This is a genomic window from Roseobacter sp. MED193 (assembly GCF_000152965.1).
GTDB lineage: Bacteria > Pseudomonadota > Alphaproteobacteria > Rhodobacterales > Rhodobacteraceae > Pseudophaeobacter.
Genome location: NZ_CH902583.1, coordinates 817,250 through 839,409, shown reverse-complemented (window position 1 = coordinate 839,409; position 22,160 = coordinate 817,250). Strand labels below are relative to the sequence as shown.

General features: G+C 58.2%; 23 protein-coding genes. 7 read left to right on the top strand and 16 right to left on the bottom strand.

Annotation, left to right across the window (positions count from 1 at the left end):
• Positions 1 to 86: 86 nt before the first annotated feature.
• The 5 genes from MED193_RS06505 to MED193_RS23330 form a co-directional block, all read right to left on the bottom strand.
• Positions 87 to 680 carry a hypothetical protein gene (locus MED193_RS06505; RefSeq protein ID WP_009808880.1) on the bottom strand — a complete coding sequence of 198 codons (594 nt, stop codon included), beginning with the start codon at positions 678 to 680 and terminating at the stop codon, positions 87 to 89.
• Positions 677 to 1,423, bottom strand: a complete 747-nt coding sequence (locus tag MED193_RS06500; protein ID WP_039966721.1) for an ABC transporter ATP-binding protein — start codon at positions 1,421 to 1,423, stop codon at positions 677 to 679. The genes MED193_RS06505 and MED193_RS06500 overlap by 4 nt, the downstream gene beginning before the upstream one ends.
• Before the next feature lie 32 nt (positions 1,424 to 1,455).
• Positions 1,456 to 2,238: an ABC transporter permease gene (locus tag MED193_RS06495; protein ID WP_009808878.1), complete on the bottom strand. Its 783-nt coding sequence runs from the start codon at positions 2,236 to 2,238 to the stop codon at positions 1,456 to 1,458.
• A complete protein-coding gene (gene alr, locus MED193_RS06490; RefSeq protein ID WP_009808877.1) occupies positions 2,235 to 3,272 on the bottom strand; it encodes an alanine racemase in 1,038 nt (345 codons plus the stop codon). The genes MED193_RS06495 and alr overlap by 4 nt, the downstream gene beginning before the upstream one ends.
• Positions 3,273 to 3,572: 300 nt before the next feature.
• Positions 3,573 to 3,707 (bottom strand): hypothetical protein, encoded by a 135-nt coding sequence (locus tag MED193_RS23330; protein WP_009808876.1) that lies wholly within the window; start codon positions 3,705 to 3,707, stop codon positions 3,573 to 3,575.
• Positions 3,708 to 3,772: 65 nt separating this feature from the next.
• Between MED193_RS23330 and MED193_RS06485 the strand changes: the two genes are divergently transcribed.
• Positions 3,773 to 4,708: an aminotransferase class IV gene (locus tag MED193_RS06485; RefSeq protein ID WP_009808875.1), complete on the top strand. Its 936-nt coding sequence runs from the start codon at positions 3,773 to 3,775 to the stop codon at positions 4,706 to 4,708.
• A gap of 220 nt (positions 4,709 to 4,928) precedes the next feature.
• On the opposite strand, the gene MED193_RS06480 is transcribed toward MED193_RS06485, so the two are convergent.
• The 10 genes from MED193_RS06480 to MED193_RS06440 all read right to left on the bottom strand — a co-directional run bounded on the left by MED193_RS06480 (position 4,929) and on the right by MED193_RS06440 (position 15,628).
• Positions 4,929 to 6,398 carry a replicative DNA helicase gene (locus MED193_RS06480; RefSeq protein ID WP_050757629.1) on the bottom strand — a complete coding sequence of 490 codons (1,470 nt, stop codon included), beginning with the start codon at positions 6,396 to 6,398 and terminating at the stop codon, positions 4,929 to 4,931.
• A gap of 351 nt (positions 6,399 to 6,749) precedes the next feature.
• On the bottom strand, positions 6,750 to 7,430 hold the full coding sequence (locus MED193_RS06475) for an orotate phosphoribosyltransferase (RefSeq protein WP_009808873.1): 681 nt from the start codon (positions 7,428 to 7,430) through the stop codon (positions 6,750 to 6,752).
• A gap of 93 nt (positions 7,431 to 7,523) precedes the next feature.
• Complete coding sequence (pyrC, locus tag MED193_RS06470) at positions 7,524 to 8,576, bottom strand: dihydroorotase (RefSeq protein ID WP_009808872.1); 1,053 nt, start codon at positions 8,574 to 8,576, stop codon at positions 7,524 to 7,526.
• 93 nt (positions 8,577 to 8,669) lie between these two features.
• Positions 8,670 to 9,626 carry a hypothetical protein gene (locus MED193_RS06465; RefSeq protein WP_009808871.1) on the bottom strand — a complete coding sequence of 319 codons (957 nt, stop codon included), beginning with the start codon at positions 9,624 to 9,626 and terminating at the stop codon, positions 8,670 to 8,672.
• Positions 9,627 to 9,801: 175 nt separating this feature from the next.
• On the bottom strand, positions 9,802 to 10,890 hold the full coding sequence (locus MED193_RS06460) for a glycosyltransferase family 2 protein (RefSeq protein ID WP_009808870.1): 1,089 nt from the start codon (positions 10,888 to 10,890) through the stop codon (positions 9,802 to 9,804).
• Between the two features lie 3 nt (positions 10,891 to 10,893).
• The gene (locus MED193_RS06455) at positions 10,894 to 11,583 is read right to left on the bottom strand and encodes an FkbM family methyltransferase (protein WP_009808869.1); all 690 of its coding nucleotides are present in this window, start codon (positions 11,581 to 11,583) and stop codon (positions 10,894 to 10,896) included.
• Between the two features lie 3 nt (positions 11,584 to 11,586).
• Positions 11,587 to 12,120: a hypothetical protein gene (locus MED193_RS23385; protein ID WP_083790458.1), complete on the bottom strand. Its 534-nt coding sequence runs from the start codon at positions 12,118 to 12,120 to the stop codon at positions 11,587 to 11,589.
• The gene (locus tag MED193_RS06450; protein ID WP_009808867.1) at positions 12,039 to 13,949 is read right to left on the bottom strand and encodes a glycosyltransferase family 2 protein; all 1,911 of its coding nucleotides are present in this window, start codon (positions 13,947 to 13,949) and stop codon (positions 12,039 to 12,041) included. The genes MED193_RS23385 and MED193_RS06450 overlap by 82 nt, the downstream gene beginning before the upstream one ends.
• The gene (locus MED193_RS06445) at positions 13,949 to 14,575 is read right to left on the bottom strand and encodes a sulfotransferase (protein ID WP_009808866.1); all 627 of its coding nucleotides are present in this window, start codon (positions 14,573 to 14,575) and stop codon (positions 13,949 to 13,951) included. Before MED193_RS06445 ends, MED193_RS06450 begins: the two co-directional genes overlap by 1 nt.
• A 9-nt stretch (positions 14,576 to 14,584) precedes the next feature.
• Entirely contained in the window at positions 14,585 to 15,628 is a 1,044-nt protein-coding gene (locus MED193_RS06440) for a glycosyltransferase family 2 protein (RefSeq protein WP_009808865.1), read from the bottom strand.
• A 301-nt stretch (positions 15,629 to 15,929) separates the two neighbouring features.
• Here MED193_RS06440 and MED193_RS06435 point away from each other — a divergent pair, with 301 nt between their 5' ends.
• Positions 15,930 to 16,838, top strand: coding sequence for a MoxR family ATPase (locus MED193_RS06435; protein ID WP_009808864.1), 909 nt, complete (start codon positions 15,930 to 15,932; stop codon positions 16,836 to 16,838).
• Positions 16,838 to 18,103, top strand: coding sequence for a VWA domain-containing protein (locus MED193_RS06430; protein WP_009808863.1), 1,266 nt, complete (start codon positions 16,838 to 16,840; stop codon positions 18,101 to 18,103). The genes MED193_RS06435 and MED193_RS06430 overlap by 1 nt, the downstream gene beginning before the upstream one ends.
• Here MED193_RS06430 and MED193_RS06425 read toward each other — a convergent pair.
• Positions 18,100 to 18,585, bottom strand: coding sequence for a hypothetical protein (locus MED193_RS06425; protein ID WP_009808862.1), 486 nt, complete (start codon positions 18,583 to 18,585; stop codon positions 18,100 to 18,102). The two genes, MED193_RS06430 and MED193_RS06425, sit on opposite strands and share 4 nt — an antisense overlap.
• A 159-nt stretch (positions 18,586 to 18,744) precedes the next feature.
• Here MED193_RS06425 and MED193_RS06420 point away from each other — a divergent pair, with 159 nt between their 5' ends.
• The 4 genes from MED193_RS06420 to MED193_RS06405 all read left to right on the top strand — a co-directional run bounded on the left by MED193_RS06420 (position 18,745) and on the right by MED193_RS06405 (position 22,092).
• Complete coding sequence (locus MED193_RS06420; protein WP_009808861.1) at positions 18,745 to 19,296, top strand: YeeE/YedE thiosulfate transporter family protein; 552 nt, start codon at positions 18,745 to 18,747, stop codon at positions 19,294 to 19,296.
• 3 nt (positions 19,297 to 19,299) lie between these two features.
• Complete coding sequence (locus MED193_RS06415; RefSeq protein ID WP_009808860.1) at positions 19,300 to 19,890, top strand: DUF6691 family protein; 591 nt, start codon at positions 19,300 to 19,302, stop codon at positions 19,888 to 19,890.
• A gap of 202 nt (positions 19,891 to 20,092) precedes the next feature.
• Positions 20,093 to 21,076, top strand: a complete 984-nt coding sequence (locus tag MED193_RS06410; protein WP_009808859.1) for an XdhC family protein — start codon at positions 20,093 to 20,095, stop codon at positions 21,074 to 21,076.
• Positions 21,073 to 22,092: a molybdopterin-binding protein gene (locus tag MED193_RS06405; RefSeq protein WP_009808858.1), complete on the top strand. Its 1,020-nt coding sequence runs from the start codon at positions 21,073 to 21,075 to the stop codon at positions 22,090 to 22,092. The genes MED193_RS06410 and MED193_RS06405 overlap by 4 nt, the downstream gene beginning before the upstream one ends.
• The last annotated feature ends 68 nt before the right edge of the window (positions 22,093 to 22,160 follow it).

Sequence of the window (22,160 nt, the reverse complement as noted above, 5' to 3'; positions counted from 1 at the left end):
TTTGAAAGGGGAAAAAGGTGACAGCCTATTTGGAGAACTCTTGGATAATGTCTGTGGGCAGGCGTTGTCCCTAGTCTGGGATGCGTTCAGCGAGACAGACGTTTATTCAATTCGTCCTGAAGTTCGGATAGCAGTAAATCCAACCCAGCCAGTATTGATTCCACGCAAACTTCTTTAAACGCTCTGTCATTGGCTGGATAACGCGACCGATACCTCTCTGCAGATGTCGAACCGCTACTGTCCTCGAAACTACTGTAGTTATTGTTCAGCGACCGTATTTGAGTTTGAAAGAGAAACCATGCACTCGGATCTTCGCCGCCTTCTTCAAGTCGCTGGAGCATGTCGTTTGGTGGCCCGACAAGAATCGCTGCTTGGAATGCGCTATTTTCAACTTTATCTAGGTCACGTTTCTCAGAGAGTAGTTTGTAGAGTTTTTCTAAGTCGTGCCCTAGCTTACGTAAGTCACCTTTTGTGCTGCCGGACAGCAGAAGAGCTGTTTTGAAGGTGAGTTCGGTGGCGAGTCCAAGGTTTTGATAGACAGGTCCCACTCGAAAAACGCGATCTTTGTGGTCGGAAAACTCTTTAACACTCTTCCCGAGATGTTGCGCTGGTACCAATCTTCGACTGGCCTTGAAACTATAGTTGAAGAAATCAACTATAGTTTCAAGGGATTTACTCAACGTACCGCCTCGATCGGCCCCTCTGCGCGGCCGTTGATGAATTGATCCAGGTAGGGGTCGCCCGACTGGTCCATTTCCGCCACCGGGCCGGTCCATTGGATCACCCCGTCGTGCAGCATGGCGACATTGTCGGCGATAGCCCTTACGGATGACATATCGTGGGTGATGGTCATGGCCGTGGCGCCCATCTCGACGACGATCTCGCGGATCAGATCGTTGATCACCCCGGACATGATGGGGTCCAGCCCCGTTGTGGGCTCGTCAAAGAAGATGATCTCGGGCTCGGCGGCGATGGCGCGGGCGAGGCCGACACGTTTTTGCATGCCCCCCGAAAGCTCGGCCGGCAGGCGATCCGCCACATCCGGTTTCAGTCCCACCCGGCGCAGCTTTTCAATTGCGATCTCGCGGGCTTCCTGGGCGGGGCGTTTCAGCGCGCCGCGCATCAGGCGGAAGGCCACATTCTGCCAGACCGGCAGCGAGTCAAACAGGGCTCCGCCCTGAAACAACATTCCAAAGCGGGCCAGAAAGGCATCGCGGTCGCCGGAACCTGCTGGCTTGCCATCGACATAGATCTCGCCGCTGTCCGGCGTGATCAGCCCCAGCACGCTTTTGAGTGCGACGGACTTACCGGTGCCGGAGCCGCCGATGATCACCATCGAGCTGCCCCTGGGGATCGTAAGGTCCATGCCGCGCAAGACGCGGTTGTCGCCAAAGGCCTTATGCACCTGATCCATTTTGATCATCGGGTGGGGGGCGTTGCCGTTTGTCATGGCTGTCATAGCGAAAAGAACACCCCTGTCAGAATGAAGTTGGTCGCCAGGATCAGCACAGCCGCCGCTTCGACCGAAGATTTGGTCGCACTGCCAACACCCTGCGCGCCACGCCCAGATTGCATACCGTAGTAGCAGCCCATAGTGGCCGCGATAACGCCAAAGAAGGCGCCCTTGACCAACGAGGAAATCAGATCCAGCGGTTCAAGGAAATCGACAGTGTTTTTCAAGTAGGCCGCCGAGTTGAAGCCAAGGTTGTGCACTGAAACGGTGTAGCCGCCGGCAATTCCGATGATGTCACCGATGCCGACCAGAACCGGCACGGTCAACAGCGCCGCCAGCACCCGTGGGGCGACGAGATACTGCATGGGATTTGTTGAGAGGGTCACCAGTGCATCGATCTGTTCTGTCACCTTCATGGTGGCGATTTCGGCGGCAATGGAGGAGGTCACCCGCGCTGCAATCATCAAGCCAACCAGAACGGGGCCAAGTTCACGCACCATGCCAATGGCAACAATCTGCGGCACCACGGCTTCGGCATTGAACCGCGCGCCGCCTGCGTAGATTTGTAAGGCCAAGGCGCCGCCGGTAAAGACTGCGGTCAGGGCGACCACTGGCAGCGATAGCCAGCCGATCTGCAGCAGCGACAGCGCGAGCTCGCGTGGGTAGTAAGGCGGGCGCAGCATATGGGCGAAGGCGCTGACCGTAAACAAGGCGACCCGGCCGATCATTGCCAGCGCCGCCAGCGTGGAACGCCCAAGCCGGGCCAATAGGCTCAAGGGAGTCATCCTTGATAGGTCCGTGCGTAGCGGTGCCCCATGGAGGTGAGCATTTCATAGCCGATAGTCCCTGCAGCATTGGCCAGGGTATCGACGGTCTGCACTTCGTTGAGGATGCTGAGGCTGGCAGGGGTTTCGGGCAAGGCGGTGACGTCGACGGTGACCAAATCCATCGAGATACGGCCCACGACCGGACAGCGGGCTTCACCTGCAAAGAGATCGATACCGCCAGTCATCAGGGCGCGATGTAAACCATCGGCATAGCCCGCTGCAACGGTGGCGATGCGGCTGGGCACCTGAGCCACCCAAGAATTGCCATAGCCGACGCTTTCACCTGGGGCAACGTCCCGTGTTTGAATGACCGGCAGGTCCAATTGGACCACAGGCATCGCATCGCCATAGGGCGCGCCACCATAAAGGCCGACGCCAGGGCGGCAGAGGTCAAAATGATAGTCGCGCCCCAGAAGGATACCCCCCGTAGCCGCCAAGGAGCGCGGCACTTCCAGCCCGTCGGTCATCTCACGAAAGGCCTGTAGCTGTTGGGCATTCATTGGGTGGCCAGGCTCGTCAGAGCAGGCCAGATGCGACATCAGCAGAACGGGGGCCTGCCCCAGGGCAATATCGCGCACAGCAGCCCATTCGGCGGGCTCCATGCCGAGGCGGTTCATGCCAGAATCCAGCTGGACCCCAAAGGTATGGCCAGGCAGGGTCTCAAAATGGCGCAGCATCTGATCCAGTGAGTTCAGCATCGGCGCCAGTTGGAATTCCTTCAGCAGCCGGGTGTCGCCTTCCATATGGCCGGAAAACACCGAAATGCCGGGTCCGGGGCCAAGGGCGCGGCGCAGCGCCACGCCTTCTTCGGCGGCAGCCACAAAAAAATTGCGCGCGCCGCCCTTGGCCAATGCCGTGGCCACGCGGGCGGCATCCAGCCCATAGCCGTTTGCCTTGACCACAGCTGCGGTTTCGCAGTTGGTCATGGCGTTCAGATTCTGCCAGTTGGTCACCAGCGCATCGAGATTGATTGTAAGTCTAGCCGTGCTCATGCCCCGTTCTTGACATGCGCAGGGCAGGGGTCAAGTGAAATTCGCGGGGAATACTGTTAGGTTTGGTGGCATTGGGCGGCTTGTGGCTGGTTTGGATCACCAAAGCTATCCAATGTCCAAGATAAGGGCCAAATTGCCATTGGACCATTTCAGAAAGTCACCGCGTCCGTACCGAGGGGTGGGAAGCGAAGCGCCCGCCCTGTGGGGGCGCTTCGGGCGCTACCAAAGCTGTGCTTTGGCAATTGGTAGCGTATCAAAGGTTCATAGATCAGTTTGAACTACTTCTTATTGAACCACTGCTTAGCGGACAAAGTTACCTTTCGCTGCACTCGTCCCAACGGCTGCTTTTACATTCTGCTCACCCGCATGGATATCAGATCCGATGACTTCGCGATAACCTTTGCCATAAAGAATCGGGCGCATGCGCATGGACATTCGACACCGTCATTGCTCTGTAGATGAGGCGAGATCTAAATTTCCGATCATTGGAGTTGAACAACATGTATAAATTGCCTGCGCTGTCTGATCGTCATTCTGACCCGGCAACGTACCCTCCCGGCATTGCCTTCATGGATGGCCAATATCTTCCGATCAGCGAGGCAAAGATTTCGGTGTTGGATAATGGCTTCCTCCACTCAGATGCGACATACGATGTTGCGCATGTGTGGAAGGGAGCATTTTTCAGGCTTGATGATCATCTTGACCGGTTCTTCGCAGGGATGGAAAAGTTGCACATGTCGATCCCGTTTGGTCGTGCCGAGATGACTGAGATTTTGCACAATTGCGTTGCTCTATCAGGTCTCCAGGATGCGTATGTCGAGTTCATCTGCACACGCGGCACTTCTCCTACGTTTAGCCGCGACCCTCGCGATGCCGTCAACCGCTTCATCGCCTTCGCAATTCCATTTGGGTCGGTTGCAAACCCAGAACAGATGAGACGTGGCTTACACGCAGCCGTCACCGACCTTGTCCGCATTCCACCCAGCTCCGTTGATCCAACCGTAAAGAACTATCACTGGCTGGACCTGGTCAAAGGTTTGTATGCGGCGTATGCGCAGGGAGCCGAAACCGCCATTCTTTTAGACGCCACCGGAAACATAGCGGAAGGGCCCGGTTTCAACGTCTTCGCCGTGAAAAACGGCAAAATTTCCTCGCCCAAGTTTGGGGTGCTGATGGGAATAACACGCCAAACAATCTTTGATCTTTGTGACGAATTACAGATCACCTGCGCGACGGATGATCTGGCACCAAGTGAATTGAGGGCGGCGGATGAAGTGTTCGTGACCTCAACCGCTGGCGGCGTCATGCCCGTCACCAAGATCGATGAAACTTCAATTGGAAGCGGATTGGTCGGCCCGATAACCAAGGAGATCACTGAAGCGTATTGGAGGATGCATGAAGATGATCGTTTTCGGAAAGCGATCCGATATCCTTGAAATAGTTTCTCACAAACCAGACATTGGCCAAAGGGCCAGTTTATGAGACTTACTTCGCTTTTAGTTTGTCAATTGGCAAACAGGAAGGAGATGTGCGCTCAGGGAGACGCCGCCCGGCGGAATGCCGGGCAGCGCCCGACCCTCCCCACGGGAGGGCGCTTTGCACCCACCCAGGGTCAGGCGCTGCCCTAGAGTTTTGTTTGATCTTTCGCGGGCTGGATTAGTACTCGTCTTCGCGGGGGCCGTTCTGCCATTCCTTGGCCAGGTTGCCAAAGCGGGTGAATTCGGCGGTAAAGGACAGCTCTACCGTGCCGATGGGGCCGTGACGCTGTTTGCCGACGATAACCTCGGCCTTGGCGTGCAGCCGCTCCATTGCGGTTTTCCACTCTTCCATCTTGTCCAGCTCGTGATCGCCGGGCTTTTCACGCTCCTTGTAGTATTCTTCGCGGAACACAAACATCACCACGTCGGCATCCTGTTCGATCGAGCCGGATTCGCGCAGATCCGAGAGCTGCGGGCGTTTGTCTTCGCGGTTTTCCACCTGACGCGACAGCTGGGACAGGGCGATTACCGGGATCTGCAGCTCCTTGGCGATGGCCTTCATCCCCATGGAGATCTCGGCGATCTCGTTCACCCGGTTTTCCGACATGCCGCGGCAGAGCTGCAGGTAGTCGATCACCAGCACATCAAGCCCGTGGGTTCGCTTAAGGCGTCGCGCCCGCGCAGCCAGTTGCGAGATCGGCAGGGCGGGGGTGTCGTCGATGAACAGCGGGCAGCTTTCCAGATCCTTGGCGGCCTGAACAAAGCGGCGGAACTCGCTTTCGGTCATGTCGCCCTGGCGGATCTTGTGGCTGGAAATTTCGGAGGCTTCTGCCAGAACCCGGCCTGCCAGCTGCTCGGCCGACATCTCGAGGCTGAAGAAGCCGACAACGCCGCCGTCAATGGCGCCTTCAGAGCCATCGGGCTTGGTGCCGCGCTTATAGGCCTTGGCGACGTTAAAGGCGATGTTTGTGGCCAGCGAGGTTTTCCCCATCGAGGGACGCCCCGCCAGGATCAGCAAATCCGAAGGGTGCAAGCCGCCGAGCTGTTTGTCGAGATCGGCCAGGCCAGTGGAAACCCCGGCCATGCCGCCGCCCCGCTGATAGGCTTCATTGGTGACATTCACGGCCTCGGTGACGGCCTTGAGAAAGGACTTAAAACCGCTTTCAGTCTGGCCTTGCTCGGCCAGCTGATAGAGCGATTGTTCGGCTTCGACGATCTGCTCCTTGGGCTCCGAGGCCACATCAACCCGACGGGCCTTGTCAGCGATGCTCTGGCCCAGAGCGATGAGTTCGCGCCGGATCGCCAGATCATAAATCATCTGCGCATAGTCGCGCACCGCAAAGGCGGAAATCGACGCACCGGCCAGTTTCGCCAGATAGGCGGGGCCGCCCAGCTCTTTCAGCCCCTCGTCATCCTCCATAAAGGCCTTGAGCGTCACCGGGGAGGCCAGTGCGTTTTTGGAAATACGCGCAGCAGCGATTTCATAGATGCGGGTATGGACCGGATCGTAGAAATGGGTGGCATTGATGATCGAGGCGATGCGGTCATAAACATCATTGTTGGTCAGGATCGCGCCCAGAAGCTGCTGCTCGGCCTCAACCGAATGGGGCAGCTCGACAGCCTCTTCTGCGGCTTTGGCAACGACCATGCCCTGGTTCTGACCCTGACCTGTGGTCGAGGCAAGCGCCTGGCTGGCCGGGATATCTCCAATCATCTGCATGGGATCCTGCGCCATCTCATCGGGCATCTCGCTGGAGATGTGATCGGGCATTTCATCCGGCAGGGGGGCGCTGGGGGGGATATCGTTCATTGCTGCTCTCTTTGCTGTAAGCGCAAGTTATACTGTGATTTGCCGCAGTTTGGTATCGGGAAATCTCTGTGGATAAGCCAGGGATAGATAAGGGGGACCTGGTCTGCCTCGGACCAACCCTATGTCCACAAGAGAAAAGGCCGCTCTGATGCGGAGCGACCCTTTTGCTGATCGGCGACTTTTTGCGGATCAGGCCTTTTTGTTTGCCTCTTGCCAGGCGCGTGGGTCCTTCAGGAAGCTTTCAACTTCCGTCAGGGTTTCCTCGTCGAAGGCTTTCTGGGCCTTGGCCTCAGCCAGGACATCCCACCAGGTGCAGAGATAGTGCAGTTCAACCCCATGGTCGCCCAGCCGTTTTGTGGTTTCGGGAAAGATGTCATAGTAGAAAATCACAGCGGTATGGCCACAGCTGGCGCCGGTCTCGCGGATGGCATCGACAAAGGACAGCTTGGAGCCGCCATCGGTGGTCATGTCCTCCACCAGCAATACACGCTGATCTTCCGTCATCACGCCTTCAATACGGGCGTTTCGGCCGTAGCCTTTGGGCTTCTTACGCACATAGGTCATGGGCAGCGCCATCCGCTCGGCCACCAGGGCGCCAAAGGGGATCCCTGCGGTCTCACCACCGGCAATATTGTCAAAGGCTTCAAAGCCGGCATTGCGCATCACGGTGATGGTGAGGAAATCCATCAAAGTGGTGCGGATGCGTGGGAAGGAGATCAGCTTGCGGCAATCGACATAGCTTGGCGAGGGAAGGCCAGAGGCTAGGGTATAGGGGTCACGTGCGTTGAAGTTGACGGCGCCGATTTCCAGCAGCATCCGGGCGGAAAGGCGGGCAATTTCTTCGCGGGTGGGGTAGGAGGTCGGGATCATGGTCTATCCTTCGAAAGCCTGGGCGCCAGAGGCGAGGGCGGATGCCTCCGGCGGGAATATTTGGGGAAAGATGATATCAGGTGCGGGGGCCGGTCAGGCCACCGACCAGTAGATCGGGTAGCCGGGGTCAAAGAGAGTGACGGGTCCGTCATCAGAAGCGATCTTGGCCGGGAACTGGGTCGCGCTCTCGGACTTGACCAACGTGATTTTGTCTGGATTCTCTGGCAGGCGATAAAACGCAGGGCCGTTCTGGCTGGCGAATTTTTCCAGGTTCTCCAGTTTGCTTTCCTCCTCAAAGACTTGGGCCAGCAGCGGCATGGTATTGGTGGCGGTGAAACAGCCTGCACAGCCGCAACCGCTTTCTTTCGCGGCATCCACATGCGGTGCCGAGTCGGTGCCGAGAAAGTAGCGGGCGTCCCCGGAGGTTGCCGCCGCCCGCAGCGCCAGGCGGTGTTCTTCGCGTTTGGCCACCGGGAGGCAGTAATAATGGGGTTTGATGCCGCCCACTAGGATGTGGTTGCGGTTGATGATCAGGTGGTGGGTGGTGATGGTAGCTCCAAGATCCCTGTCCTGGCTGGCGACATAATCGGCCGCGTCTTTGGTGGTGATATGTTCCATCACCACGCGCAGGCCGGGGGTGGCGCGGCGGATGGGATCAAGCACGCGGTCGATAAAGACGGCTTCGCGGTCGAAGATATCAATGTCGTGATCGGTGACTTCCCCATGGGTGCAGAGCGGCAGGCCGATCTCAGCCATTTTCTCCAGTACGGGGCGGACATTGTCAAAGTTGCTGACGCCGCTGCTTGAATTGGTCGTGGCACCCGCTGGGTAGAGCTTGACGGCCTTTACCAGACCGGAGGCCTGTGCGGCTGCCACATCTGCCGGGTCAGTGTCTTCGGTCAGATAGAGCGTCATCAGGGGGGCGAAAGTCATGCCCTCGGGCAGGGCAGCCAGAATGCGATCGCGGTAGGCGGCTGCCTGGGCGCCAGTCACCACGGGGGGGACCAGATTGGGCATGATAATGGCACGGCCAAAATCACGGGCTGTTTCGGGCAGGACGGCCTTGAGCATTGCGCCATCGCGCAGGTGCAGATGCCAGTCATCGGGGCGGGTCAGGGTGAGGCTCTGGAGCGGGTGCTGGGTCATGGCGCCGCGTTAGCACAGCTGCGCCAAAAGGGGAAGCGGCCTGGACAAGGCTGGAATTTCAAACTGCGTGTTCTTGGCGGGCTTGGCCCTGTTTCAGAGGGAGGAAGGGAGTTCGAATTCGCCATCGGCAGCGCGTTGTTCCAGGCTTTGCAGCCGACGACGAAACCGTGGGGCGCGCACTCTGGACAAAACATTCCGACAGACCAGGACCTGGAGGTAAGGGCGATCCTGATGGTCCAGGCGTGCCATCAGTGCACGCAGGTAAGAGGCGTCGTCGCGGCGCGCCCGGAAAAGCCGGGCAAAGGCGAGCTCTGTGAACGCATCGTCAGCTGCTTTTTTCAGGATGGTATTGAGGATTTTCATCTCCAGCATGCGGGTTTGCACGGCCGCGCCAAGATTGGGCACCCTGAACCGAGAGACGTTTTTGCGGCTGAACAGGGCGGCATGCATGGCGTCGAGCCGCTCATAGGGGTCATAAAAGATATAGGCCTGTTTTGCGGCATCCAGCATGTCAGGCGCATAGCCATAGCGATCGGTAAAGGAGACCCGGCGCATTTCTACAAAACGTTCGTCCCATTCGGTCATGCGTGGATCCAGCGTCGCTTGAGGCTGGATCGCCACAACAGTCGCCCCCGGTGCTGCGACTGAAAAGGCAGAAGCCGCATAGCCACAGGGACCAGCTCCATAGAAGATCACGTTGTCAAATTCATCAAAAAAGCCGTCGTCGATCAGTTGATCAAAAAAACCATAGACCCGTTCATTGCGAAACCAGGTGTCGCCGCTGGAGAGCAGACCTAGATGCGACCAGCCTTCGCTTTTGACCATGTCAAAACCCAGGGGTTGCGCCAGCTTGGAAAGGTTATGAATGCCCTGAACCGTTTCAAAAGTCACCAAGAGCGTATTGCCCTGGTCCAAAAAGGTGGCGCAGTGCTTTGGCCCCAAGGGCTGGAACATACCCAGCTCTTCGGTGATGGCGGCAAGACGCTTCTCCCACTGGGCGGGTTTCAGACCAGACAGGTCTTCGCCCAGGATTTCGAGGTTCTCTTGCATTCCAAATATTCCTTGCACTGACAAATACAGCGGTCTCTCTGGCTAAGATTTAGGCAAGGAATGCGGCCAAAATTGGAAAAACTCGGGTCGCTTTGCTGTCCCTTTGCCACCGATCTGTCCAGCAAAGAGGGGGAGAAACAGGGGTTTTGCGCGAAAGTGAGCTGAGCTAGAGCGCCTAGTCGTTGCTATCTGGCTTGGGTTGGTCTTTGCTGGCTGCCTTTTGGGCGGCGCGGCCGAGATTGGCAAATGTTGTTAGAGTTTGGGCGGTTACGGCATTGATGGGGCGCGATGGTGGAGTCATCAACAGGCGGGAAAACAACGCGCGATAGGGCTCAAGCTGCATCAGTTCGCGAAATCTCTGGTGGCGCCAGGCCACTGCTTTGCTGCGTAGATCGGCCAGAGCAGGGTCGGCCAGAAGGTGCTGTTCCAGCTCGCGACGTTGTTGGGAGTAGCGATCAATCGACGTATCCGTAGCAGTGTTGAAATTGCGTTCCACCCAGTAATCAGTTCCCAGCAAATGATCCGAATGCACGGCACGGCCGCGATCCGCCTTCAGAATGTAGCTTTCCATGGCGCCCAGGGGATAATGGTTGAGCTGCGCCAGGTCATAGTTTTTGCGGCCATAGTTGGAAAACAGCCGACGGGTTTTGAAGGCCTCTCCCAGCTCTCGGCCGGTGCAGTCAAACCAGCGAAAATCATCGAGCTTTTCCGGGTCTTTGACATCGCGGGGGCGGTGGACGCCGGTTTTGCGATAGGTACCGTTATTGCGGTAGAGCGTTTTGAACATCGAGGCGCGCCAGGGCCAGTGTATAATCTCTGGGGCGCAGCGGCGAAAAAGCCCGGTCACGGGGGCGTCTTCAAAACGCAGGATGTCGGAATTGCCAAACAGCCGCCAGGTGAGGGTGATCGCGTCAGCATCAGGCAGCGCGCTGAGCAGGTCTGTGAGTGTGCCCTCGCCAGTCTTGATGTTGACAAATTCATCCACGTCCAAGGCCAGGACCCAGTCAGCCTGTTTCGTGAGGGGGTGCTTATCCGCCTGCTTCATCGCGGAGAACTGGATACCGCCTTTGCCATAGGGGCCATCGTTGCGGATATGAGTAAGCTGACCCAGGTGTTCAAGCTGGTCCAGAATGGCATCTGTGCCATCCTGACAGTCATTGGAAAAGACCAGGAAATCGGTGAACCCCACAGCCCGGTGATGGGCCAGCCATTCCAGTAGGAAGGCGCCCTCATTGCGAACTGTGAGGATAGCCAAGAAACGCATCAGTCACCAATCAGAGCGAAACACTGCGACCTTGCCCTGGGACCAGCGGGGGAAAAACACGAGGCCCGCGGCATCCAAGCAGCGAAAGACCTTTTGCATGCCCTGCTTACCGATCCATTGTGGGTGAGTCTCTATCACGACAGCGCGCAGCCCGGTGAGGTCCATCTTGGGCAATAGATCCGCCTCGGCGCCCTCAATGTCGCAGATCAAGACACTTGGCTGCAGCTCTTTGATTACCGCGTTGACGTCCCGGGTCGGGACCTCGACCTCAGTGCACTCTGCGGCATCCTCCATCGGATCCAGGGAAGAGGCGAGAAAATTCTTACGGATGTAAAAGGGAGCGGTTCCATCGCTGTCGCCCAAGACCGCGTTGGTGACATGGGCGTTGGTCACCTCATTCAGGGCATGAACCTGTGCAATATAGGGCATCAACTGTGGGTTGGCCTCGAAGGAATGCACTGACTTGGCCGGGGTTTTTTTGGCCACCAGCGTGGACATGAAACCAATGCCCGCGCCCAGTTCCATCACCACGTCATCCGCCTTAACCAGTTTCCGCACGGCAATGGCCTCTTTTGCCTCATAGTTGCCTTCGCGCAGTAGGGCGCGGATACGTGGCGGCAGGACGTCGCGATCCAGCGGAAAGCGCAAGCCGCGGCATTTCAACATTTTTTGCTTTTCGGCAGTCTTGGTCATGACTTAGCTCTCCACATCAAGCGCCAGCGCATAGGCGACGCGTTCGGTTGCGGTCAGTTTAAGGGATAGGGCCTGTTGGTATAGGTCTTCGAATTCTTCCATGCTGTGCAGCTCATCTGCCTTGGCGCGGTGCCAATCCAGCCCCTTTTTATGCCAGTCGCGCAGTTGGTCGTCTTGCATCAGGCGATCATATTCGGCTTGCAGGCGGGGCTGGTTGCGCTGGATCGTGACATCGCGGTGATCGTTCCAGTCCATGCGGATCCAGTAGTTGATCCCGATCGAGCGATCTACGTGCAGCGCGCGCCCGCGCTGGCGCTTCACCAGAAAACTCTCGGCGGAGCGCAGGGCGTAATGGTTGAGCTGGATCAGATCATAGCCGATGGATTTGCGCGAGTTGCGCCAGCCATTGTCGGCGGCCTCCCCAGTCATGTCCTTACCCGAGCCATTGACCCATTTCACCTTGTCGCGGAGGTTTTCTTCCAGTTTGTTGGGGCGGTGGCAGCTGATCTTTTGGTAGGCGCCGATGTTTTTGAACATGGTCTTAAAACCCCAAACCGTATGCGGCTTTGGCAGTGTTTGGGGGCGCAGGCGTCAAACTGTGCGGTGACAAACTTATCCTTCAGGGACACCACATCGTTGGAGCCAAACAGCCGCCAGGTCATGGCGATATTACTGGCATCCGGCACCCGATCAAACAGATCCTGCAGCGTGCCGTTGCCGCACCGGACGTTCATGAACTCATCCACGTCAATATGGATGATCCATTCGGCATTTTTGATCACCGGCTCATTCAGCGATTGGTTCAACGCATGTTGCTGTGGCGAGTTGCCTTTCCAATCGTCGTTGTTGCGGTGTTGCAGAATGCCCATCTCTTGCAGCCTGTCCAGCAACTCGCTGGTACCGTCCTCGCAGCCATTGGTGTAGATCAGAAAATTATCCACCCCCATGGCTCGGTGATAGGCGACCCATTCCAAAATATAGGGCGCTTCGTTTTTCATGCAGCCAACGATGACATTGCCAGTGCTGCCGCTCGCCAATTCACGCGGGCGGATCTCGCTATAGGGGGGCTGGGGGAGATCCTCGCCTTTATGGCCCAAATTGTTGTGGGGGCGAAACGGGGAGCCTTGCAGCGTTTCGAAGTTTTCCAAGGCGCGCGGGGTCATCACCGAGAGTGCGGCGGCCGTAGGGGTTTCCCTGACGGGAGCCGAGGCTTTGGTCATTCCCAGGAGGTCATTGCCCTTACCCTCCATTTCTTCCTTGGTGGCCCGATTGATGCGGCGCATGAAGGTCAATAGGTATTGTGAAGCGCGAAATCCGCGTTCCGGTGCGGCCTCCTGCCAGGGTGTGGTGTCCTGTGGCGCTTCGCAGGCAGTGCCAAAATCAGCTGCCGTTAGAGCGGGGTGGCGTTGTGCCAGATCCTGATTTGCAGCAGCAAAGTACCGCGACACCGGAGCCAGCGTAGCGGGGTCAATGGCTGGGCCGTCAAGGGCTATTTCATTGAGGAAACTGCGCCAGAGCTGACGTGGCAAGATCTTGTTGCGCTGAGCCAAGAGCTGCAACAACAGCACATTGAGCTGACGGCTGCGCGCCAGCCAGGGGGCTGAGGGCTGTTGTGGGATCTTGCCAAGCGGGCTGCGGCCAATCTGCGCGGCAATGCCAAAGGCTGCGCAGATTTCACTGGGTGCTTCGGCACCATAAACGGCGTCTTCGTTAAAGGGACGAAAGGCGAAATTTCCGACCCCAAAGATGGCCTCCCAATGGGCCTGCAGGGCGGTGTAGTCGAGCCAGAACGGCGCGCCTTGTGTTTCTTCAAACTGACCTGCCTGTGGGTCAGGAACTGGCAGGGTCTGAAGCGCTGCTGGCCACCAGCCATCGCTGTCGCACAGGTTCAGTTCTTGTGACAAGGGGCGATCCCGCCCCTCCAGTATCTGGGACCCGTAGTGGCGTGCCAGCGCGCGGGCGGGGGTGGCAATATGGGCGACCACCTGGATGTCATCCGACAGCGGCGCGAGTAGGGTTTTCAATCGGGTGAGCTCGCTTGGGCGGTGCAGTTTGGTGCCCAGCTGCGAGGCCGAGAGGATCAGGGTATCAGGCTGGGCCTGCGCAACCTCCGTCTGCAGCTCCTGTTCCAGTGTTTGATACAGGCGGCTTTGCTTTTCTGCGGTGATAAAGCCGCGATTATACCGCAGAGGGTCAACGTGATCGGGGTCGGTCACTGCCATGAACAGCCGGGTGTGGTTTTTGCTGCCCGGTGCACGGGGAAACAGTACTCCCTTGCTGCGCAGCTGGTCGCGCTTGTCCGCCATGACCTTTTGAAGCCGGTCTGCACCGGTGTGTTCCAGGCCGATATGAAGATAGATCCGCATCAGGTGTTCTGCGCCTTCCGATTGACATTGGCCTTGCCCCACCAGGGCAGATCGCGTCCCAGATGAGCACTGACTTTCTCTTGCGCCTCTGGCGCGGCCACATTGATTTCCAGATATCGGGGGTCATCGCGGAACCAGTGTTTGAGCGCCTCGTAATGGCCATCAATCCACAGCATCTGTTGATCGGCTGTCTTGCCATATCCGATCGGAAGGCCAGGCACGGTGCTGGAGGGCAGCCGAGTGCTGCCGAGATTGTTCCAGGCCATGATTGATTTTGAATGGCTTTCGGCATCGCGCCGGGTGGCGATAAACCGGGCCTCTGGGTAGAGATCCTGCAGGGTTTTGATCAGGGCGAAATCAAACTGCGGCCAGACCGAGAATTTCCCGTGAATAAAACTGATCTCAGAGACCGCATCATAGTCTTTCATATAGGCCATCGGGTCGCCGGTCTCATAGAGCCCCTTGTACAGCATCGAGCCGACAAAGACGCGACGTTTGCCGGGGCGATCTTTTTCGCGTGACTTCAGACGATGATCCGCAACGGTATAACCCGCCTGGCTCAGCGCTTTGTTCAGCGTGGTGGTGCCTGATTTGGGCAGGCCGAGGTTAATGACTTTTAGCTCCACGGGGCAGGTTCACTCTGTTGCATGTGTCAAAAGGCCGAGGTCTTCCAGCAGGGCCTCTTCCTGCGGCGGTAAGGTCGATGTCGCCAACAGCTGAGCGCGCATGTCTTGGTAGCTGGGCTGCGCCAAGAGCGCATCACGCTTTTCACAATGCAGCCGGACACAGTTTGCATGCAGCTCGGCGATTTCGTGATCCGCCTTGAGTACTTCCAGCGCCGCCGTCAGCTCCGGCAAATAGCGTTGGATCGACAGGTCTTCAAAGGCTGGATCATTGCGTTCGCGCCAATAGCTGTCGTCAAAGGCGCGGTGCTCTCGGTTCACATCACCCCGGTCGTTTTTCACCAGATAGCTGTCCAATGAGCGCAGCGCGTAGTGGTTGAGCGTGGCAAAGTCGCGGCAGCCCTTGGCGGGGAACTTGCGGATGCGGCGTGGATTGTCCGCCACCAGAAACTTGTGCGGCACATCCCGCCCAGAGCCATCGCTCCAGCGCGGATATCTGCGTGGCGGTAGGTTCTTTTTGAAAAAGGGGCGATGGGCACCAAAGTATTTGAGCGGAAAATCTTGCCGCACCAGGCTCTTCACCTCAATTGCGGTTTCAGCACACCATATGTCCGGATTGTGCGAATGGATGAACTGGGAAATGACCGGTGCGTCGACAAAACCCTCGATGCCGTCATTTGCAAAGAACTGGAAGCTGATAGAAATTGCCTTGGGATCTTTACAGGCCTCGATCAGGGCCGGGATGCGGTGGTCGCCCACGTGGATGTTGAGAAACTCATCTACATCGGCCACCCAGATCCAATCGGCATCCTGCACCAGCGGCTGATGGGCGGCATCTTTCAGGGCCTCCATCTGGTAATTGCGCCCCTGAGCCGGGTTGGGCAGATGAGTCAGCATGCCGCGCGCAGCCAATGCATCCAGCAACTCAGCTGTGCCATCGGTACAATCGTTGGAGTAGAACAGAAAATCTGTGACGCCAATTAGGCGGTTAAAGGCGATCCATTCCAGCAGGAAAGGCCCTTCGTTTTTCACACAGGTCACTGCGGTGATGCGCATCTGGCATCCCCTCTCATATGCTCGCGCTGGTGACTGGCTGTGCCAGTCGCGCCTGATTGTGGGTTTGGAACCCGTCTGCCTCAATGCGCCACTTTGATGGGCGCTTTATCTCATTGGCTGCAGTTTTGCATTGCAGGGCTTTGACGTCAATCATTGTGCCGCGCCGCGCATAGGGTGAAGGTCAGAGTGTTGCCTCTGGGACGTAACGGCAGGTTACGGTGGCTTGACCAGAACCGCCCCACATGGCCTGTTGCTCAAGAGCGGCGCCGAATAGGGGTGCGCGGCAGGGGAAAGGGTACCAATGATACAGGCAAAGTCGATTGATCATGTCCAGCAGATGCTGAGCGAACAGGGCTATGTCTGTGGCCGCCCGCTGGCGACAATAGTGTTCTTGTCGTTGAAGCTGGGGCGTCCGCTATTTTTGGAGGGCGAAGCTGGGGTTGGTAAGACCGAAATAGCCAAGGCTCTGGCAGCGGCTTTTGGACGACGGCTGATCAGGTTGCAATGTTATGAGGGGCTTGATGCGTCTTCTGCCGTTTATGAGTGGAACTTTGCCGCCCAGATGGTAGCCATCCGCACTGCGGAGGCAGCCGGTGGGGCGGACCGTGCCACCTTGCAGACAGAACTGTTTTCAGACGAATTCCTGGTGGAGCGTCCTTTGCTGGAGGCGATGCGCCCGGATGAAAACGGCCCTCCCGTTTTGTTGATTGATGAGCTGGACCGCACAGATGAACCCTTTGAGGCATTTCTGCTGGAGGCGCTGTCGGATTTTCAGGTGACCATCCCGGAACTGGGCACGATCAAAGCCCCAGAGCCGCCCATAGTGGTGCTGACTTCGAACCGCACGCGCGAAGTGCATGATGCGCTAAAACGACGTTGTTTGTATCACTGGGTGGAATATCCAGACTTTGATCGCGAAGTGGAAATCCTGAGGTCTCGCGCGCCTGACGCCTCGGAGCAACTGAGCCGTGAGGTGGTGGCCTTTGTCCAGACCCTGCGCACTGAAGATCTGTTTAAAAAACCCGGAGTTGCGGAGACAATCGATTGGGCCAACTGTCTGCTCGCATTGGATGTGATCGATCTTTCACCAGCGGTCATTGCTGATACGCTCGGAGCGATCCTGAAATACCAAGACGATATCAATCAGTTGCAAGGATCAGAGGCCAAGCGCATTCTGGAACAGGCCCGCGCAGGTCTGGATGACATCTGATGGTTGAGCTGTCAGAGTTGAGCTTGCCGGACGATCCCAAACTCGCGCAAAACATCACGCATTTTGCCCGCGCTCTGCGCAAGGCTGGGCTGCCCATCGGGCCGGGCCGGGTGATCGATGCGGTAGAGGCGGTGGCGGCGGCAGGCTTTACCTCTCGGCAGGATTTTTATTGGGCACTACATGCCTGTTTCGTCTCCAAGCCCGAGCATCGCGTGGTTTTTGGCCAGATCTTTCGGCTCTATTGGCGCGACCCTCGGTTTCTAGAACGGATGATGGAGGCGCTCTTGCCTTCGGTGCGGGGCGTCCAAGAGGAGCAGGCTGCCAAGCCGGGCGAGAAACGGGCAGCCGAGGCGCTCTTGGATGGGGTGAACCAGGATGTTGAGCTCCCTGAACCTCCAGAGGAGGAGGGCACAGAGATCGAGGTGGATGCCTCCCTCACTATCTCTTCGGAAGAGCGGCTAAGGTCCTTGGATTTTGAACAGATGAGCACCGATGAGGTCGCCCGTGCCAAGCAGATCCTGGCGCAGATGAAACTACCCGTGCAGCCGATGTTATCGCGTCGTTTGATGGCGGCAAAACGCGGGGATCGGGCGGACTGGCGTCGCAGTTTCCGCGAGGCGGCGCGCCGGGGCGGCGATATTCAAACCATTGCGCGCGCCAAGCGGCGTCATCGCTGGCCAAATCTGGTGGTGATCTGCGATATCTCTGGCTCGATGAGCCACTATAGCCGCATCGTGCTGCATTTCCTGCATGCGGTGGCCAATGCCAAAGGTGCCGGTTGGGCTCGGGTGCATGGGTTTACCTTTGGTACCCGGCTGACCAATATCACCCGCCATATGGCGACACGCGACGTGGATGCCGCATTGGCGGCAGCGGGTGCTGAGGCTCAGGATTGGGAGGGGGGCACCCGGATTGGCGCTTGCCTGCATGAGTTCAATCGCGACTGGTCCCGTCGGGTGATGGGGCAGGGGGCCGTCGTGCTGCTAATTACAGATGGGCTGGACCGCGACGACCCAAAGGCGCTGGCCCATGAGATGCAGCGGCTGCATCTCTCGGCGCGGCGTCTGATTTGGCTCAACCCCTTGCTGCGCTGGGATGGCTTTGCCGTCAAGGCCCAGGGCATTCGCGCCATGCTGCCCCATGTGGACAGCTTTCGCGCCGGTCACTCCATTGCCTCGCTGGAGGATCTGGTTCAGGCGATCAGCGATGAGCATGACGCCGGGGAAAAGACCCGGCTGATGGCGCAGTTACAGAGACAGGCCTAGGGGCGGCAGTTGGACAACGGTTGTTGATGCAGCATAAAGACTTTGTCATCGGGGGCGCGTTCCAGAATGCGCGGTTTTGCATCGCAATCGGAAAAATAGAGATCGGTTCCACCGGTGATCAGGATTGAGGAGTGGTTTTTGACGACCACGTCAAATCGGCCGCCATCACATTCCACACCACAGGACAGGCTGTTGCCCTTTGGTCTGCAGATCACCGGTGTTTGCCAGGTCGAGCGCCCTCGCAGCCGAACCGCAATGCGCAGGTTCATCTCGCTACCGGGCATAGCGCGGCTTTCCGCGCTGAAATGCGACAGCTGAATGGCTTCAACCTTTTGCACCGGATGGCTGGCCAGATGGCTGTCGGAGTAAAACCGCTGAAAGCAGCTGTCGCGGTACTTGTCGAAATGCTGCGAGATGGACTGGGCTGCGACGGGAAGGGCCGCAAAGAGGCCAAAGCTGAAGACGGCGGTTTTTTTGAACATTGCTTTTTCCAAAATCTGAAAGGGCAAAGGTAGCGGGAAGGGTAGAAAAGCCAAGAGTTAATAAAATTCCAAAAATTGAATGTGATTTGATTTCGATCAAGCCGCGCAGCCGGAAACCATATTACATTTCAAAAAATGAATGTAATAGGAGGGCGAACAATGCCAATGAATTGGAAAACCGGTGGGCTCCTGCTCGGGCTGGTGTTCTTTCTGGCGGTGCTATTGGTCAAACCGATTGGGGTTTCGACCCAGTTTGTGATCCTGGACGGGATCATTGGCGATGCGGTCAATGCCGAATTGGTGACCCAAACGGAAGAGGGCTACACCTCAACCAATGCCTATCTGGCAAAGTCAGGCGGGAAATATGCAAAATCCGTCGCCAATCCGTTGAACTATAGCTTTGTCTTTGTTCTGGCCATGGCGCTGGGCGGCTTTGTTTCCATGCGGCTGCGTGGCGGGCTGGACGCAGTTGAGCGCTCTGTGCCGGCGCTCTGGCGGGCTAACTTTGGTGAGAGCCCGGCGCTGCGCTATGGAGCGGTGTTTCTGGGCGGGTTTATTGTGCTTTACGGTGCCCGTCTGGCGGGAGGCTGTACATCTGGCCATATGATGTCGGGGATGATGCAGACCGCGCTGTCGGGCTATATTTTTGCGGCTGGCGCTTTTTTGGCTGCCGTCCCTGTTTCCCTGATTTTGTTCAAAAAGGAGGCCTGAGCCATGACATCTATTCTTCTTGCGCTGGTGATTGGGGCCGCTTTTGGGGCGGTGCTCGACCGGGTTGGCGCTTCCAATCCAAACTACATTGGCAAAATGCTGAACCTGACAAATCTGAACCTGGCAAAATCGATCATGCTGGCCATCGGCACCGGATCGGTGCTGATGTTTGGCGGTCAGATGCTGGGCCTGGTGGATGTGGGTCACATGTCAGTCAAAGCGGCCTATATCGGGGTCTTTATCGGTGGGTTGATGCTGGGGGCCGGTTGGGCGCTGGCGGGCTATTGTCCTGGTACCGGCGTGGTTGCAGCGGCCTCGGGGCGCAAGGACGCTTTGTTCTTTATCGCTGGGGGCCTGTTTGGTGCAGCCGCCTATATGCTGACCTACCCCAGCTGGAAAGCCAGCGGGCTGCTGGACAGCGTTGCCGGCGGTAAAGTCACCCTGGGCGCGGTTCCAGGGGGCAAATTCGATGGACTGACCGCGCTGCCTGGGGATCTGCTGGGGCTCTTGCTCGGCGCAGTCTTTATTGTCGTCGCCTTTGCTCTGCCTGAGCGCATCATCGGCACAGGCCCTGTCACCCAGCCCGCTGAGTAGACGGGCAGGCCTCAAAGGCGCGCCAAAATGAGGTGCGCCTTATACGAAACGGTTGAGACCGGACTTGGTCAGGCGGCACCTGCATGCGACTGCAGGTGCCGCCATGTTTTTTGCGCCTATGGGTTTTGCAGCTTGAAACCTCTCTGACGGATGCGCACACTCCGGGCAAGAACAGGCAGGATCACGCCTGAGCGGAGGACATATGACCCAAGAAACCAGCAGCCTCGCCAGCGCGGCGGAGATCGCATTGGAGTGGCACCAGGCCGGGCGCGGCGCGGCGCTGGCCACAGTGGTGCAGACCTGGGGATCGGCGCCGCGTCGCGTCGGCGCGCAGCTGGTGGTCAGCGGCGATGGTCGCCTGGAGGGCTCTGTTTCTGGAGGCTGCGTCGAGGGCGCCGTGGTGATGGAGGCACAAGAGGCGCTTGCCGATGGCAAGCACCGGGTGCTGGAATACGGCGTCAGCGATGGCGATGCTTTTGCCGTGGGGCTGGCCTGTGGTGGCACCATTCGCATTCTGGTCGAACCTGTGGGCGGCTCCTTGCCTGTGGCTTTGCTCGAAGACTTGGTTGCGGCACAGAGCTCCCGCCACCAAGTGGCCTATGAGGTAAGCCTAAGCACCGGCGTCGGGGTTTTGCTGCAAGACGCCTATCCCGAACGGATGCGATTGGACCGTTCCGGTGTCGAAGAGGACGATGAGACTTTTGTTGCCGTGCATAATCCACCGCTGCGACTTGTGGTTGTGGGTGCTGTTCATATTGCTCAGGCGTTGGTGCCGATGGCGCAGCTGGCGGGCTATGATGCTGCGGTGATTGACCCACGTGCGGCCTTTGCCTCACCAGAGCGATTTCCCGGTGTCACCCTGCTGGACGACTGGCCGGATGAAGCCGTGGCGGCGCTGGGGCTTGATACCCGCACTGCCCTTGTGCTGCTCACCCATGATCCCAAACTAGATGATCCTGCTCTGGAGGCGGGGCTGCGTGGGGCATGTTTCTACATTGGCGCTTTGGGCTCCAAACGCACCCATGCCAGCCGTGTTGAACGGATGCTGGCGGCGGGTTTCACGGACCCAGATCTCGCCCGCATTCACGGCCCTGTGGGGCTGGACATTGGCGCCGCAGGCCCGGCGGAAATCGCTATCGCGATCCTTGCAGAGATGACGGCGGTGCTGCGTGGAAAAGCCGGATGAAATTTGGCAGTGTCAAACTGGCTGAGGCGGAAGGGGCGATTTTGGCCCATTCCATGCGGGCTGGTCAGCCCCCCTATGAGGCCCAGCTCTGCTACCGGATCCCCAAGGGAACCCCTTTGACGGCGCAGCATTTGGCCGATCTGGCGGCGGAAGGTCATCACGAGGTCACCGTGGCGCGGCTCGAACAGGGCGACCTGCATGAAGACGCCGCCGCTCTGGCGCTCGCCCAGGCCTTGGTGCCGGATGAGGCAAAACAGGGCATTCGCATCTCTGGAGCCGGGGCGGGGCGGGTCAATCTCTATGCGCTTGGGGCGGGGCTGGTCCGGCTGGATCACGCGGCGCTTGAAGCGCTGAACGATGTTGATCCGATGATCACCATTGCTACTGTGCCGGACTACCACAGGGTTGATACCGATGGGATGATCGCGACCATCAAGATCATCTCTTACGGGGTCGAGGAGGCAGCGTTGCTGCGTGCCGGGGCAGGCGTTGCGGGGGCTTTGCATGTTCTGCCACCGGTTTTTACGACGGCAAGCCTGATTGAAACCCGTGTCAGTCGAGAGATCCCGGCAGATAAGGGGCGGCGCGCCATGGCTGGGCGGTTGCACCGGATGGGGCTCAGCCTGAGCGACCGGGTTGTGGTGCCACACCGTGAAGCAGAACTGGCAAAGGCGCTGGAGGAAGCACCAGGGGAGGTTTTGTTGATCCTCACGGGCTCTGCCACTTCGGACCCGATGGATGTGGCGCCGCAGGCGTTGCGCCGGGCCGGGGGCAGTGTAACGCGTTTTGGCATGCCGGTGGATCCCGGCAATCTGCTTTTTCTTGGCGATTTCAGGGGGCGCCCGGTAATTGGCCTGCCAGGATGCGCCCGTTCGCCCGCCTTGAATGGTGCCGATTGGGTGTTGGAGCGGGTTCTGTGCGGCTGCAGGGTCACAAGCTCTGATATTGCGGGGATGGGCATCGGCGGTTTGCTCAAGGAGATTCCCACCCGTCCGATGCCGCGCCGGTCCGACTAATTCTGCGCCAGATGCTCAGAATTTGAGCAAATTCCCTGTGTCACAGCAGGCTGTCAGAGTGACGAGCC

Excerpts from the sequence above, each read along its gene's own strand:
- MED193_RS06450 (WP_009808867.1), bottom strand. The coding sequence starts at position 13,949 with ATGCGGATCTATCTTCATATCGGCCTGGAACACACCGGTGCAGACCGG.
- MED193_RS23330 (WP_009808876.1), bottom strand. The coding sequence starts at position 3,707 with ATGTCCATGCGCATGCGCCCGATTCTTTATGGCAAAGGTTATCGCGAA.
- pyrC (WP_009808872.1), bottom strand. The coding sequence starts at position 8,576 with ATGACCCAGCACCCGCTCCAGAGCCTCACCCTGACCCGCCCCGATGAC.
- MED193_RS06425 (WP_009808862.1), bottom strand. The coding sequence starts at position 18,585 with ATGTTCAAAAAAACCGCCGTCTTCAGCTTTGGCCTCTTTGCGGCCCTT.
- MED193_RS06485 (WP_009808875.1), top strand. The coding sequence starts at position 3,773 with ATGTATAAATTGCCTGCGCTGTCTGATCGTCATTCTGACCCGGCAACG.
- MED193_RS06405 (WP_009808858.1), top strand. The coding sequence starts at position 21,073 with ATGAAATTTGGCAGTGTCAAACTGGCTGAGGCGGAAGGGGCGATTTTG.
- MED193_RS06435 (WP_009808864.1), top strand. The coding sequence starts at position 15,930 with ATGATACAGGCAAAGTCGATTGATCATGTCCAGCAGATGCTGAGCGAA.
- MED193_RS06440 (WP_009808865.1), bottom strand. The coding sequence starts at position 15,628 with ATGCGCATCACCGCAGTGACCTGTGTGAAAAACGAAGGGCCTTTCCTG.
- MED193_RS06495 (WP_009808878.1), bottom strand. The coding sequence starts at position 2,238 with ATGACTCCCTTGAGCCTATTGGCCCGGCTTGGGCGTTCCACGCTGGCG.
- MED193_RS06460 (WP_009808870.1), bottom strand. The coding sequence starts at position 10,890 with ATGCGTTTCTTGGCTATCCTCACAGTTCGCAATGAGGGCGCCTTCCTA.
- MED193_RS06480 (WP_050757629.1), bottom strand. The coding sequence starts at position 6,398 with ATGGTCGTTGCCAAAGCCGCAGAAGAGGCTGTCGAGCTGCCCCATTCG.
- MED193_RS06415 (WP_009808860.1), top strand. The coding sequence starts at position 19,300 with ATGACATCTATTCTTCTTGCGCTGGTGATTGGGGCCGCTTTTGGGGCG.
- MED193_RS06475 (WP_009808873.1), bottom strand. The coding sequence starts at position 7,430 with ATGATCCCGACCTCCTACCCCACCCGCGAAGAAATTGCCCGCCTTTCC.
- MED193_RS23385 (WP_083790458.1), bottom strand. The coding sequence starts at position 12,120 with ATGTTCAAAAACATCGGCGCCTACCAAAAGATCAGCTGCCACCGCCCC.
- MED193_RS06455 (WP_009808869.1), bottom strand. The coding sequence starts at position 11,583 with ATGACCAAGACTGCCGAAAAGCAAAAAATGTTGAAATGCCGCGGCTTG.
- MED193_RS06465 (WP_009808871.1), bottom strand. The coding sequence starts at position 9,626 with ATGCAAGAGAACCTCGAAATCCTGGGCGAAGACCTGTCTGGTCTGAAA.
- alr (WP_009808877.1), bottom strand. The coding sequence starts at position 3,272 with ATGAGCACGGCTAGACTTACAATCAATCTCGATGCGCTGGTGACCAAC.
- MED193_RS06420 (WP_009808861.1), top strand. The coding sequence starts at position 18,745 with ATGCCAATGAATTGGAAAACCGGTGGGCTCCTGCTCGGGCTGGTGTTC.
- MED193_RS06500 (WP_039966721.1), bottom strand. The coding sequence starts at position 1,423 with ATGATCAAAATGGATCAGGTGCATAAGGCCTTTGGCGACAACCGCGTC.
- MED193_RS06410 (WP_009808859.1), top strand. The coding sequence starts at position 20,093 with ATGACCCAAGAAACCAGCAGCCTCGCCAGCGCGGCGGAGATCGCATTG.
- MED193_RS06430 (WP_009808863.1), top strand. The coding sequence starts at position 16,838 with ATGGTTGAGCTGTCAGAGTTGAGCTTGCCGGACGATCCCAAACTCGCG.